The organism is Ruegeria sp. AM2 (assembly GCF_056540685.1).
This window is the reverse complement of record NZ_JBQFXE010000001.1, coordinates 783,208-797,157: the sequence shown is the minus strand read 5'-3', so window position 1 is coordinate 797,157 and position 13,950 is coordinate 783,208. Positions and strand designations below refer to the sequence as shown.

General features: G+C 56.6%; 12 protein-coding genes. 8 read left to right on the top strand and 4 right to left on the bottom strand.

Going from position 1 to position 13,950, the window contains the following annotated elements:
* Positions 1-31: 31 nt before the first annotated feature.
* Together ACR0CR_RS03990 and ACR0CR_RS03985 are read right to left on the bottom strand one after the other, a co-directional pair.
* Positions 32-1,030: a TRAP transporter substrate-binding protein gene (locus ACR0CR_RS03990; RefSeq protein WP_480596958.1), complete on the bottom strand. Its 999-nt coding sequence runs from the start codon at positions 1,028-1,030 to the stop codon at positions 32-34.
* Positions 1,031-1,272: 242 nt separating this feature from the next.
* A complete protein-coding gene (locus tag ACR0CR_RS03985) occupies positions 1,273-2,214 on the bottom strand; it encodes a LysR substrate-binding domain-containing protein (protein WP_480596956.1) in 942 nt (313 codons plus the stop codon).
* A 98-nt stretch (positions 2,215-2,312) separates the two neighbouring features.
* Here ACR0CR_RS03985 and ACR0CR_RS03980 point away from each other — a divergent pair, with 98 nt between their 5' ends.
* Both ACR0CR_RS03980 and ACR0CR_RS03975 read left to right on the top strand, forming a co-directional pair.
* Positions 2,313-3,941: an amidohydrolase gene (locus ACR0CR_RS03980; RefSeq protein WP_480596954.1), complete on the top strand. Its 1,629-nt coding sequence runs from the start codon at positions 2,313-2,315 to the stop codon at positions 3,939-3,941.
* Positions 3,938-4,837, top strand: coding sequence for a CobW family GTP-binding protein (locus ACR0CR_RS03975; RefSeq protein WP_480596952.1), 900 nt, complete (start codon positions 3,938-3,940; stop codon positions 4,835-4,837). Before ACR0CR_RS03980 ends, ACR0CR_RS03975 begins: the two co-directional genes overlap by 4 nt.
* Positions 4,838-4,885: 48 nt before the next feature.
* Here ACR0CR_RS03975 and ACR0CR_RS03970 read toward each other — a convergent pair whose 3' ends face one another.
* Complete coding sequence (locus tag ACR0CR_RS03970) at positions 4,886-6,466, bottom strand: winged helix-turn-helix domain-containing tetratricopeptide repeat protein (RefSeq protein WP_480596950.1); 1,581 nt, start codon at positions 6,464-6,466, stop codon at positions 4,886-4,888.
* A gap of 149 nt (positions 6,467-6,615) precedes the next feature.
* Between ACR0CR_RS03970 and ACR0CR_RS03965 the strand changes: the two genes are divergently transcribed.
* Positions 6,616-7,593, top strand: a complete 978-nt coding sequence (locus ACR0CR_RS03965) for a homocysteine S-methyltransferase family protein (protein ID WP_480596948.1) — start codon at positions 6,616-6,618, stop codon at positions 7,591-7,593.
* Positions 7,594-7,660: 67 nt separating this feature from the next.
* Positions 7,661-8,203 carry a GNAT family N-acetyltransferase gene (locus ACR0CR_RS03960; RefSeq protein ID WP_480596946.1) on the top strand — a complete coding sequence of 181 codons (543 nt, stop codon included), beginning with the start codon at positions 7,661-7,663 and terminating at the stop codon, positions 8,201-8,203.
* 129 nt (positions 8,204-8,332) lie between these two features.
* Here the strand turns inward: ACR0CR_RS03960 and ACR0CR_RS03955 are convergent, their stop codons facing one another.
* Complete coding sequence (locus ACR0CR_RS03955; protein WP_480596944.1) at positions 8,333-9,250, bottom strand: LysR substrate-binding domain-containing protein; 918 nt, start codon at positions 9,248-9,250, stop codon at positions 8,333-8,335.
* Between the two features lie 184 nt (positions 9,251-9,434).
* Here ACR0CR_RS03955 and ugpB point away from each other — a divergent pair, with 184 nt between their 5' ends.
* The 4 genes from ugpB to ugpC are packed head-to-tail and all read left to right on the top strand — an operon-like array spanning position 9,435 to position 13,602.
* Positions 9,435-10,745 carry a sn-glycerol-3-phosphate ABC transporter substrate-binding protein UgpB gene (gene ugpB, locus ACR0CR_RS03950; protein WP_480596942.1) on the top strand — a complete coding sequence of 437 codons (1,311 nt, stop codon included), beginning with the start codon at positions 9,435-9,437 and terminating at the stop codon, positions 10,743-10,745.
* 59 nt (positions 10,746-10,804) lie between these two features.
* Positions 10,805-11,686, top strand: coding sequence for a sn-glycerol-3-phosphate ABC transporter permease UgpA (ugpA, locus tag ACR0CR_RS03945; protein WP_480596940.1), 882 nt, complete (start codon positions 10,805-10,807; stop codon positions 11,684-11,686).
* A 20-nt stretch (positions 11,687-11,706) separates the two neighbouring features.
* Entirely contained in the window at positions 11,707-12,543 is an 837-nt protein-coding gene (ugpE, locus tag ACR0CR_RS03940) for a sn-glycerol-3-phosphate ABC transporter permease UgpE (RefSeq protein ID WP_480597522.1), read from the top strand.
* A gap of 3 nt (positions 12,544-12,546) precedes the next feature.
* On the top strand, positions 12,547-13,602 hold the full coding sequence (gene ugpC, locus ACR0CR_RS03935; RefSeq protein WP_480596937.1) for a sn-glycerol-3-phosphate ABC transporter ATP-binding protein UgpC: 1,056 nt from the start codon (positions 12,547-12,549) through the stop codon (positions 13,600-13,602).
* The last annotated feature ends 348 nt before the right edge of the window (positions 13,603-13,950 follow it).

Below are 13,950 nucleotides of genomic sequence, written 5' to 3'. Positions count from 1 at the left end.
GAAAAAGGGCGCCTGATGGCGCCCAGCTTGTTTATTGGGCCGCAGCCTGGATGGCGCTCACCAAAGCGATGAAATCCTCGCCTCGTTTTTCCGCGAACTCCTGCTGCACGCCCTGAGCGGCTGCGATAAAGTCGGTGCGGTCCGGATCGGTACGGGCCATGCCGCCTTCATCGACCAGCCACTGGCGGACCTCTTCTGTTTCGGTCGCGACTTGCGCTGCAAACTCCGCACCGGCCTCTTCGGCGGCAGCCAGGATCTGTGCGCGCTGCTCATCGTTCAGCTTCTTCATGAAGTTGTCCGACGCGAACAAGGGCGCAAAAGCCACGAAATGCTCGAGAATGACCAGATGCGGCTCAAACTCAAAGAACTTCATGTCGCGGATGAACGAGGTGCCATTGTCGCCGCCATCAACGGTTCCGGTCTGCAGCGCCGTGGGGGTTTCCGACCATGCCAGCGGCACGGGGTTTGCGCCAAAGGCTTCGAACGTGGCGATCATCACCTCGTTCTTGGGCACGCGGATTTTCAGCCCTTCCATATCGGCCATCGTATTCACCGGGCGTACCGAGTTGTAGAAATCACGATACAGCGCCGGACCAAAGGCCAGCAGGTGGACGCTGGTGTCGGCCTGCAACTGGTCTTTCATCTGCTGACCAACTTCGCCGTTCAGCACCCGGTCCAGGTGTTCGGCGTTCTGGAAAATATATGGCAGAACCGTGACATCCATCAGCGGCCAATGAGGGGATACGTTGTTGGCGGTAATGAAGAAACCGTCCACCGTGCCCAGCTGCATGGCCTTGAACGCCTCATCCTCGCTGGAAATCTGGTTGCAGCAACGCAGCTTGACCTCGATCGCGCCGTCCGTGTGTTCAGCCACTTTTTCCTGAAAGATCTTGCCGAACCGACCATAGAGGGATTCTTCGGGCGCGCCAAAGCCGACATTCATTGTAATATCGGCGGCCAGCGCGGATGTGGCGGATAGTGCGAATGCCAAAACCGGCATCGTCACTGATTTCAAGTTCCAAAGTTTCATGAAGTCCTCCTGGTTGGTGCGTTCTTGTTGTTTGATCTTGCCGTTTGCCGCCCCGTTTTTTCCTGATGTTCCGCAAACCTATTATGAGCAGGTCGAATTTTGCAAATCCTAGTGCGTCAAGGCTTGCCAAACACGGGCGTCTGGGGCCCTTCGGTTCGGTGAGTGGGATATGGTGACGCTACTCAATACCGATTGATGCAGAAAACAGTTGTTTTCTGCGGGTATTCTTGCATTTTTTGAGGCTATTGACCGGTCTGCGTCACGGATGAGGTTAACAGGTGGTCAAACCCGCCCTGGTCCGAGATTTCACGACACGTCTCTAGCACCTTACGCACCAGAGCCGAGCGTTTGCCAGCCCCGGTATAGGCAACTCCATAATACGGAGCGTCTTGCTCCCCAGCAATCGGCCGCGCCACATAGCCGTTTTGCCCCTTGCGGTCCAAGGGGCCGCAGATGTTCAGGATGGTGTACCCAAGATTTGCCGCAACCATTCCGCGCAGAACTGACGAGCTTTTGGTGGTGTGGGCGATACGGGGGCGCAGGCCTTCGGCAGTGAAAAGACTCTCGAAGTATTCGGTGGCATTGGGCAGGTCCAATAAAATCATGGGCAGATCAGCCAGTTCCGACAGCGCCACCCGAGTCTTTTGCGCCAGTGGCGAGACATCGGGGATCATCGCGATCGGCGCGGCCTTGAACATTGGCAGGAAGGGTTGGGCCTTGGGGGCCGCGCGGCGATAGGTCAGGGCCAGATCGACAACGCCGCTGTTTAGCATCTCGGTCATGCTCAGCATGTCGCCTTCCTTGATCTCAACCCGTATCTTCGGAAATTCCTGCGAAATGCGTTTGAGGATGGGCGGCAGTACATAAGGCGCGGTAGGTGCGTAGCAACCTAGGCGCAAGGTGCCCGCGGGATCACCAGTCAGCGTCAAAAGATCAGATTCGAAAATGCGCGCTTGTTCTAGAAAGTCGCGAATCCGAGCGCCGATCTCGATTCCCATGTCTGTTGCCACGATGCCTTTGGCGGGCATGCGGCGCAACAGCTCTGCCCCGGTCGTGCTTTCAATCATGTCGATGGCCGCCGTGATCGAAGACTGCGAGATATTCATCTCAACCGAAGCGCGCGCGATCGATCCGGTGCGCAATGCAGCGTCGAAATATTGAAGCTGTTTTAGGGTAAAGCGCACATTATATCCTATATTTTTTGTGAGATACTCAGACACTAATACTATTTTTTCAACTGAGTAAATCTGGGTAGCTGTTTCAGAATGACAGCGGGGCACACATGATAAAAACCGTTCTTTTCCAGGCGAAATCGGTCCTGACTATGGATCGAAACCAGCCCAGCGCAACGCATGTCGCAGTGCGAGACGGGCGCGTTTTGGCGGTCGGCGGACCTGATTGCGCCGATGCCTGGGGCGGTGCCGATGAAGCCATCGATCTGTCCGACGCGGTCCTGACGCCAGGTTTTGTGGAAGGCCACGCGCATATGATGGCGGGTGCGATGTGGGACTACGCTTATTGCGGTTATCACGACCGGATCGACCCTCAGGGTCAGTTGCACAAGGGCATGACGGAAATCGGGCAGGTCATTGAGCGCCTACAGGTGTTCGAAGCCACATTACCGCCAGAGGCACCGTTAGTTGGTTGGGGCTTCGACCCGATCTTTTTGCCCGGCGAACGTTTGAACCGTCACCATCTGGACCAAGTCAGTACGGAGCGACCGATCGCGATCGTTTACTCGAACTTCCACCTTTTGTGCGCCAACAGCGCTGCGTTGGCTTTGGCAGGTTACGATGAGCACACCGACGTGGAAGGCGTGGTCAAGGGTGACAGTGGCAAGCCGATGGGTGAGCTGCAGGAAATGGCGGCGATGTTTCCGATCATGCGCCGCACCGGCATAGACTTCCGGGCGCTGACGCAAACGGATGCGGCCATTCACACCTATGGCGAAGTGTGCAAACGCGCCGGCGTTACCACGGTCACAGACCTGTTTGCGACGCTCACGCAAGAGGATGTCTCGCGTCTTGTTCAAGCGACCAGTCGCGTGGAATTTCCGGTAAGACTGGTCCCGGCGCTGGGCGCTATGGGGGCCACCCCAGCTGAGATTGCCGCCACCGCACTTGAGATGCGCAAGGCTTCGACCGACAAGTTGCGGCTGGGCGCGGTCAAGTTGATGACGGATGGCTCAATCCAGGGCTGGACGGCGCGTGTGCGTGCGCCGGGTTATGTCGGCGGTCAACCGAATGGCCTGTGGAATACCGCGCCGGACATGATTTTTCAGCTCTGCGAAGAGATGCAGAAACTCGGCGTGCAGATGCATATCCACGTCAACGGCGACGAAGCAGTCGAAGTGACATTGGATGCCCTTGAGGCCGCTGCACGCAAACACCCTTGGCCATCAGCGCGACACGTATTGCAACACTGTCAGATGATGGATGCTGCCCTGTTCCGACGCGCGGCAGAGTTGGGTGTGGCGTGCAACATCTTTGCCAACCACATTTGGTACTTCGGCGATCAGCACGTGTCCCTGACCCTCGGTCCGGACCGCGCCCGCGCGATGGATGCGGTGCGGGACAGTCTGGATGCAGGGGTCATCACGGGGATCCATTCCGACGCGCCGGTAACGCCCATGGGGCCGTTGTTCACCGCATGGTGCGCTGTAAACCGCCAGACCATGAGCGGGACAACTCTGGGTCCTGCCCAGTGCATTTCTGTGTCAGAGGCCCTTTATGCCATCACCTTAGGGGCCGCTCAGACGTTGAAGATGGACGATGAAATCGGCTCGATTCAATCCCGGAAACGCGCGGATTTTGCGATCCTTGGCGCCAATCCCATGGACGTAAATCCTGAGGCGCTGAAAGACATTCCGATTATGGGGACCGTGTTGGGGGGCGAGGTGCATCGGATATGAACCCGCTTCCTATGACAGTGATAGGGGGGTATCTGGGGGTGGGCAAAACGACCTTGATCAATCGGCTGCTGGCCGCGGATCATGGTCTGCGCATTCTGGTGCTGGTCAATGATTTTGGCGCGATCAATATCGACGCTGGGCTGCTGATTTCCGCAGACGAGGATACGATCGAGCTTGCCAACGGATGTGTATGCTGCACGATGGGGGCAGATCTGTTCCTGGCGGTCGGCGACGCCCTGGACCGAACCCCTCGACCCGACTACCTTATCGTTGAAGCCAGCGGGATAGCGGATCCCGCCCGTATCGCGAACGTGGCCCATGCAGAGCCGGATTTGTTTCCCGCCGGAATTGTCACCGTTGTCGATGGCCAGCAGTTCAATGACTTGCGCACTGATCCGTTGATCGCGCCACAGGTGGAAAGCCAGATCGAATGTGCCCATATGATCGCCGTAACGAAATCCGCACTGGATTCAGACCTTCGCGAAAACCTATCCGCGTTGAACGCACAAGCAACGCTGATGATGGCCGAGTCTCTGAGCGTTGAACAGTTGCTGCTGGGAGCGCAGGACGCGTCACAAGCGGATGAAACTGCACATCCTGCCTATGCGAAATGGTCCTACGTCGGAGGCCAGTCGTTCGACAAGCAAAGCCTGTCTTCGGCCCTTCTGTCCCGCCCCCAAGTGCTCTATCGGCTTAAGGGCTGGGTGCGCGGCAACGGCGGAATGGGTTTCTTGATTCAAGTTGTTGGGACTGATGTCGCGATCAGTGAGGTTGAGCAACCAGAGCAGAGCGAATTGGTCGGTATCGGACTGGCTTCAAGGCTGGTTCCAGCGGCCTGCGATACTTGGTGGAACGCTCAATTGGCGGCTGGCAAAGTGAAGGGCGTTGAGGTTTGATGCTCAATCATTTTTGGATGATCCAGTTGTCTTCTATGCGAGGCGGTTTCAAACCCCCAGCGCGTCTATCGCCTCATCCAGCAAACGCCGGAAGTGGATACTTGATGCAGGCACAAGCGCCAGGATGTGATCCTTTCGCAATTCTGGATTGCGACGCAGTGCCTCGCTCACCCACCATTGTGCCTTGGCAGGATCGTCATTGAGCCAATTGCTCATCGCGGCAAAGAATGCCATTCCCGCGTGCGACCAAGGCGTGCTCGCGGCGATCTCGGCCCATTTCGCGGCCGAGCCGTAGTCTTCCTGTGCGATATGAACCCACATCTTGTTGCCTGTCATGCCCGGTCGAAATGGATCGATCGGGCTCAGGTCTATCGCACGGTTTGCAGCTTGCGAGGCGTAATCGAAATCGTCGGTGAACACGCTCGCCCAGCTGGCCCCATAGTAACCCCAGGTGTAGTTCGGACAGACGTCAATTGACTGAGAAAACCACGGTTTGCTGCCCTCCGGATCATGGTCCAGCCAATGGCATCGACCCATCATGAAGTTCGCAAACGGGTCCCGCGGTTGCAGCGAGACGCTTTGTTCCGCATAACGCCGTGCCGTATCAGAGGCTTTGGCAACATCCGGCGTATAGCGCATGAATGCGTTCTGGAAGTTCACAAAGGCCATGCCCGCCTGCGCGCGTGCCAACGCCGGATCCAACGCGATTGCCCGGCTTAACATCTGCTCGGCCATTTCGTTCCCGGCATGGCTGAACTGGCTCATATAGTGAAACCCAAGATGCATCGCGGACCATGCATCAAGGTTCTCGGCGCTGGACCCGACCAGAGACGTGCTCACGTGCTGAGGTATCTCAAGTTCGGCAACCATGATGACGTTTGCCGCGATTTCGGCGCGCAGCGCATGAATGTCGTCGATGCTGGCGCTTTTTCTCAATGCCCAGATCACTTCGGACGTGAGGGTATCAGACAGCTCGGTGTCTATTGTGATCCTGTCTCCGATCAACTCGATGACGCCGGTCAAACAATAGCGTGCGTTCAGAATGCGGTTGACCTGGGACAGGTCAATTTGGCTGCCGCGAAACTTGAACGCAGAGCCGTGGGAAACAACTTTGATCCAGCGGAGGCTGGCAAGGGTCAATATCAGTTCCCGTGGGATGGCTTCTTCGATCGCTTCGAACCGGTCGAGGTCGCCATTTCTTTGAAACGGCAGCACGGCAATGGACGGCTGCGTGCTAATGCGACCCAGCGCTTCGTCTTGCGCGGAAGGATCTGGCGCTCTGCTCGACGGAGGCACCTCAGCCTTGGGTCGCGCTTCGGCCTGTAATGCGACGTCGCCGACAAACCGGAACCCATGCCCTCGGATCGTTCGAATAAGTTTGGGGTCTTGCCCATGATCCGAAAAGGCCCGCCTGAGGTCCCGGACACGGCTGGACACCGCGTCATCCGACACGATGCGACCTTTCCAGACCTTCTCGACAATTTCGTCGCGACTGACGACGCGATGGGCATTTTCAACCAAGAGGCACAGCAGGTCGAACACCTGAGGCTGCAGGTGCACCGTTTGCGCATCACACCGAAGCTCACGGCGTGAGCCGTCCAATAGAAAGGGTTCGAACAAGTACGACACGTCGCTAAATCACTTCCGCATATGCGCGTCTCAAGCATAATCGGTATGGAAATCCCTGCAATATACCTGAAATCTCCCGACTGTCTCCCAGCAGCAGTGTCGAAACCGCACTAGTCCAAGTGCATTGAAACCTGCCGTAGGAGGCAATTATGCATGACCAATCATCAACATCCAGTCGGCCCGATTTTCCCTTGCCCGAAGAGGGGTACTTTCTCTCTGATGGCGGAATTGAGACAACGCTCATTTTCCAGGACAATATCGACCTTCCGCTGTTCGCGTCATTTGTTCTGCTTGAAACGGAAGACGGACGCCAGGCTCTGACGGACTATTTCGAACGTCACATTGCGGTCGCCAAAGCGCATAAGCTCGGCTTTATTTTGGAAAGCCCGACCTGGCGGTCCAGCCCCGATTGGGGTCAACAGTTGGGCTATGGTCCCAAAGATCTGGACAGAATTAACGCCGAAGCGATCTATCTGATGCGCACGCTGCGCAACAAGCATGAAGGCTCTATGTCCTCGCTGGTCATTAGCGGCTGCGTTGGCCCCCGCGGCGACGGATATGTGCCCGGTGAAATCATGACGGCAAGCGAAGCAAGGGACTATCACGCCCCTCAGGTCGCGGCGATGGCCAATGCGGGTGCGGACATTGTCACTGCGATCACCATGAACAACGTCCCCGAAGCGACGGGTATCGTCCTGGCGGCCAAACAGCAATCTGTTCCTGCGGTCATCGCGTTCACCGTTGAAACGGATGGAAAGCTGCCGACCGGCCAGCCCTTGGCAGAGGCGATCCGTGAAGTCGACGACGCGACCGACGGATATGCCAGCTATTTCATGGTCAACTGCGCGCACCCGGATCATTTCGAAGCTGAACTGCGCAAGGGCGGCGATTGGCTCGACCGTATCGGTGGGGTCAGGGCGAATGCCTCGCGAATGTCGCACGCGGAACTGGACGAAAGCGAAGTTCTGGATGACGGCAATCCGCAGGAACTTGGCGAGGATTATCGCAGGCTGATGGAAATTCTGCCGAACCTGCGGGTTATGGGAGGGTGCTGTGGCACGGATCATCGCCACGTCGATGCCATGGGGCGCGCTTGCACGCATAGTCAGCCCGTAGCTGCACAATAGTAAGTTGAACTTTGGATGCGACCACAGAGTAGCTTTGGGTCGCATCCCCGAAAACAGGATTTCAAAAATGAATTTCTCAATCCGACCCGTCACCATTGAGGACACAAAAGCCGTCGCCAAGGTGTTTTCTGACCCGTCTGTGATGCTGGGTACAATGCGGTTGCCATTTGTGGCTGAATCGCTGGTTGCCGAACGAACCATGGCGGAACCGGGGCTGTATCGCCTTATCGCCGAAACGGAAACCGAAGTGGTCGCATATTGCCAGTTGCGGACGTTCCAGGACGTCCCGCGACACAACCATGTCGGCGAGATCGATCTGATCGCCGTCCGAAGCGGATTTCAGGGCAAAGGCGTCGGCAAAGCGCTGATGAACGCCGTTCTCGATCTGACCGACAACTGGCTACAGCTGGAGCGCACGGGCCTTCTGGTCTGGTCTGACAATGCGCGCGCGATTGCTCTGTACGAAGCCTTTGGCTTTGAGATCGAAGGAACGATGCGCCGGTACGCAAAACGTCCGGGCGGTTTCGCCGACGCTCACATGATGGGGCGGGTGATTGCCAGAGATCAGTCTTTGTCGCAGCATGCAGGTCGCAGCGCTGTGCGGGCGTAGATCGATTCAGCGCCCCGGGCTTCTTTAACCGAAAAGCTTAAAAAGGATTTCAGCCGCTGGACACAATCCGGCGGCTGTTTCTTGCAGGCACGGGCTACAAAAGCCGCAGGCTTTGCTGATGTGGCGGCCTTACCTTGCTTTTTTGTCCCGCGCCCAAAAAGGTCGCAAGCTTTCGCTGAACAGCTCGATGAACTCCAATGTGATGAGCGAAGGTTGCTTCAGCACCGGCCTGACCAGAGACAGTGTATGCGGCAGCGCTGGCCTAAAAGGCCGATGACACAACCCTTGATCCGCGAACTGAATGGCATCCAGTTCGCTGACTACCGAGACGCCGACACCTTTCACAGCAAGTTCGCACGCGGCCGTGAATTGCCGAACCTCGATATGAGAAACCAGCTCGACCTTGGCATTTTGGAAAACCCGTGAAAGCCGGGCGAAAAAGTCACTGTCCCGCCTTGTATGGATGATCTTTTCTCCGGTGAGATTCCATGGCGTCACTTCGGAAAGCGCCTGCAAGTGGTGACCTTCAGGAAATACACACACCGTTCGCACGTCCACGTTTCTGCTTTCGACGGCCGGATGCCCAAGAAATCCATCGGTGATCCCGAAATCATATTGCTCACCTATCATCCATTCGAGAATACGCTCGGGCCTGTCCGGCTCAATCGTCATTGTGACGCCGGGGCGGTCTTTCAAAAACTGCGCGACCACGTCGGGAAGGTGGCTTGTGGCAAACCCCGGCAGGCACGCGACGCGGATATGCCCGGCCTTGCGGTGGGTGATGTCGTGGCTGACATCTGAAATCTGCTTCATAAGTTCCAAAACACGTTCGACGCTCGGCTGAAGGTAGCGAACCTCTTGCGTGGGGATCAGGCGGCCTTCACGTCTGTCGAACAGTTGAAACCCAAGCGATTTTTCCAGGTCCGACAACAATCTGCTGACCGCAGGCTGGCTGACGCCCAGATCGGTCGCCGCGCCGGTCACCGACCCGTTGCTTGCAACAGCCATGAGCGCTTCGAGCTGTCTAATTCTGGGGGCTTGAGCCATTGTCGTTCCACTCGGTTCTTCGCATTGCGCCGCCAGCATATAATGCAATGTTATATTTTTTACGAAAAATCTCGGCTTGAATTATGATTTTCGGGCGGTAACGTCGTAGAAATGTTAAGGTCGCCGTATACGCCATGCGTGCACCGCTAACAAAAAGCATCGATTTGGATGCGTGGGAGGAACCATGAAAAAGCAACTTCTCGGCGTTTTGGCCGCTACGACTGCCTTGCTGCCGGTCTCGGCAATGGCGCAAACCGAAATTCAGTTCTGGCATGCGTTTACCGGCCGCCTTGGGGATTTGGTGAAAGCGCAGGTCGAAGAGTTCAACGCCAGTCAGGATGAATACGTTGTCGTCGAAAGCCACAAAGGTAACTATTCTGAAACGTTGAACGCGGGAATCGCTGCATTCCGTGCCAGCGAACAGCCTCATATTCTGATGGTCTTCGAAGTTGGCACCGCGACGATGATGTCCGCCGAGGGCGCGATCAAACCGGTATTCGAGGTGATGGCAGACAGCGGCGCTTCGTTTGATCAGGACGCATATATCGGTGCCGTCAAAGGCTATTACACGACGACGGACGGCGACATGCTGTCTTTGCCATTTAACTCGTCAACTCCCGTGCTGTGGGTGAACCGCGATGCGTTCGAGGCGGCAGGTGTTGATCCGGACACCGATCTGTCGACATGGGAGAATGTGGGCGAGGTTCTTGAGCAGTTGAAGGCTGGGGGCGAGGACTGCCCGCTGGTTACCGCGTGGCAAAGCTGGATTCACCTGGAAAACCTCTCGGCCTATCACGATGTTCCGTTTGCCTCGAAGGACAACGGCTTTGCCGGCTTGGATACCGAGCTGATGCTGAACGGTCCGGCGCAAGTGGCGCATTTGACCGCGATGGGTGACTGGGCCAAGGACGGCAAATTCATCTACACCGGACGCAGAAACGAAGGTGGCGCGAACTTCCGGGCCGGTGAATGCGCGCTGTTTACGGAAAGCTCGGCGGGCTATGCCGGGATCAGTTCAGAGGCCGAATTCGACTTTGACGTACGTCCGCTACCCTATTGGAAAGCCCTGATTAACGAGCCACAAAATACCATTATCGGTGGTGCTTCGCTTTGGGTTATGGAAGGTCACGATGCTCCGGAGTACAAGGGCGTTGGTGAATTCCTGAGCTTCCTTTCGACATCTGATGTTCAGGCCGACTGGCACCAGAACACAGGCTACCTGCCGATTACGGCAGAGGCAGGCGACGCGACCCGCGCAGCTGGCTTCTATGAGCAAAACCCAGGCACCGATATCGCCGTAATCCAGATGACTGCCAAAGAGCCGACCGCAAACTCCAAGGGTTTGCGTCTGGGGTCCTTTGACCAAATTCGCGGCATCATCGACGAAGAGCTTGAGGCCGTCTGGTCCGGCGAAAAGACGGCTCAGGAAGCGATGGACAGCGCCAAGGAACGCGGCGATGCCCTGCTGCGTCGCTTTGAGTCCGCCAATCAATAAGTCACGAACCGATGCGGGCCTTCCGGGGCCCGCATTTTCTATTTTGGCGGGTATGAAGAATGGAAAAACGCGTCACCTTTCGCGGTTGGCTTTTGCCACTTGCGCTGATTGCGCCGCAGGTCGTTATCTCCGCCGTTTTCTTCTTTTATCCGGCCGGGCAGGCGGTCTGGCAGTCGCTGTTCATTCCTGATCCGTTTGGACTGTCTTCCCAGTTCGTTGGCCTTGGAAACTTCGAGTTTCTACTCAGCGACAAATTCTATCGTGCGTCATTCGTAACGACGGCCGTGTTTTCGACGCTTGTCACGTTATGTTCGATGATCCCTGCGCTGTTTCTGGCCGTCATTGCTGATCGCCTGATCAAAGGCTCGGGCGTTTATCGTACGCTGCTCATCTGGCCCTACGCTGTCGCGCCAGCAGTTGCTGGTGTGCTGTGGCTGTTCATGTTTAACACGCGCGTTGGCGTCGTGTCGTGGTATCTGGGCCAACTGGGATACGACTGGAACCATGTCCTGAACGGGACCGAAGCTATGGGATTGGTCGTCGTGGCCTCGGCGTGGGGGCGCATCAGCTATAACTTCCTGTTCTTTTTCGCGGCCCTGCAATCCGTTCCCCGCTCTGTGATCGAAGCGGCGGCCATCGACGGCGCGCATTTCTGGCGACGGTTTTTTACCATCGTCCTGCCCTTGCTGTCCCCGACCGCGTTCTTCTTGCTGGTTGTGAATGTCGTCTACGCCTTCTTTGAAACCTTCGGTGTCATCCACACGATCACCGGCGGGGGACCGCAGCAGGCGACGACAATTCTGGTCTACAAAGTCTTCTCGGACGGGTTTGTCGGGCAGGATCTTGGGTCGTCCTCGGCGCAGTCGGTGATCTTGCTGATCGTCGTCGGTCTGTTGACCGTCATCCAGTTCAAATACGTCGAAAAGAGGGTGCATTACTGATGGCGACCCAGCAAAGCGGCATGGTTGAAAAGCAGGGCATGGGCATCTGGATGACGCATGTCCTGATGATACTGGGTGTTCTGATCATCTTTTTCCCGATCTGGCTGGCTTTTGTTGCGTCGACCGTTTCTCAGCCCGAAATCGTCTCGCCCCCCATGCCCATTTGGCCGGGAGATCAGTTTTGGACCAACTACAAGGCGGCGCTGTTTTCCGGGGTAAACGTCCCGGTCGCAACGATGCTGTTCAACAGTCTGGTGATGGCCATCGGCATTGCCGTCGGAAAGATCATCATCTCGCTGTTGTCGGCCTTTGCGATTGTGTATTTCCGCTTTCCCGGCCGTAACACCTTCTTTTGGCTGATCTTTCTGACGCTTATGCTGCCGGTTGAAGTGCGTATTGTGCCGACCTTTGAGGTCGTGGCCGGATTTGGCATGCTCAACAGCTACTACGGATTGATCTTTCCGCTGATCGCCTCGGCCACGGCAACGTTCCTGTTTCGCCAGTTCTTCCTGACGATTCCCGACGAATTGGCCGAGGCGGCGCGGGTCGACGGTGCCCGCCCCATGCGGTTCTTCATCGATATCGTTGTTCCGATGAGCCGGACCAATATCGCGGCGCTGTTCGTGATCCTGTTCATCTATGGTTGGAACCAATACCTGTGGCCGTTGCTGATCACCACTGACCCGGAAATGAACACCATCGTCATGGGTATCAAACAGATGTTCCCATCGGGGGACGATGTGGCCGAATGGCCGGTCATCATGGCAACGTCCATTCTGGCGATGATCCCGCCCGTCATTGTGGTGGTGTCCATGCAAAAGCTCTTTGTGCGCGGCCTTGTCGATAGCGAGAAATAAGAAATGGCAACTGTATCACTCGAAAACGTCAAAAAGAGCTTTGGCCCCACAGACATCATCCATGGCATCGATATCGAAATTCAGGACGGCGAGTTCATCGTGATCGTCGGTCCTTCGGGATGTGGCAAGTCCACTTTGTTGCGCATGGTGGCTGGTCTGGAGACCGTGACCTCCGGCGAAATTCGGATTGGCGACGAGCGGGCCAATGAGAAAGAGCCGATGGACCGTGACATCGCGATGGTGTTCCAGAACTATGCGCTGTATCCGCATATGTCGGTGCGGCAGAACATGGGATACGGGCTGAAGATCGCGGGGCTGCCAAAGGCGCAGATCAACGAAAAGGTTGAGGAGGCGGCCAAGTTGCTGCAGCTTGAACCTTTGTTGGACCGCAAACCCCGGCAACTGTCCGGCGGCCAGCGCCAACGGGTCGCCATGGGACGCGCAATTGTACGCGAGCCTGCGGTATTTCTGTTTGATGAACCGTTGTCGAACCTGGACGCAAAGCTACGTGTTCAAATGCGGCTTGAAATCCGGGAGCTTCAGGAGAAGCTTGGAATAACAGCGCTTTACGTGACCCATGATCAGGTCGAAGCCATGACGATGGCCGATAGAATGATCGTCATGAACGGTGGCATCGCCGAGCAGATTGGGACCCCGCTGGAAGTCTATGAAACGCCGCAGACCCTGTTTGCTGCACAATTCATCGGCAGCCCCGCAATGAACATCTTCGATGCGCGCCGCGAAAGTGGGTCAATCAGGATCGGCGCGCTCGAAATTGCCCCATCCAATGGTGAGGACGCGCCCGTAACACTGGGTTTTCGCCCAGAGCATCTGGTTCAGGACGAAAACGGACCGCTTGAGGCGATAATCCAGATGGCTGAACCTTTGGGTGCGAATACGCTGTTGCACGGCCATCTGACGGAAACCAACAGCGCCATAACGGTCAGTTTGCCGGGTGTGCACCCTATCGAAGGCAAACACCCAAGCCTGCGCTTTTCGGTTCTGTCGGGGCAAACGCATCTGTTTGACCCTGCGTCAGGACGCAGGCTGACGACCTGACCACCCGCTGTGCGGCAGGTTCAAGGCCGAATCCCATGAAAAAGTTGATGGCTCCTGACTGAGCAGCTAGGCTTGGTCGCGACGCTGGTGCGCGATCATCGGTGTGCGTGACGTCCGAGGCAAGAGAAGACGAGCGTTTCCGATTGAAGTGGACCCATTTGATCCCATGTATGTGTTTGTTATTGTTTTATTGTTTTGCGCTGGCGCGGCGAATGCCGCTCCAAACTGTGTTGATAAGCCGGCCACCAAGCCTTCGCGACTTATTAAGTATGAGCCGCTGAGCACTGTCGAGTTTCCAACCGTCGCTGTGTCCAGCGTCTCGGGTCGATTGGTCGATGTTTCCCTCAG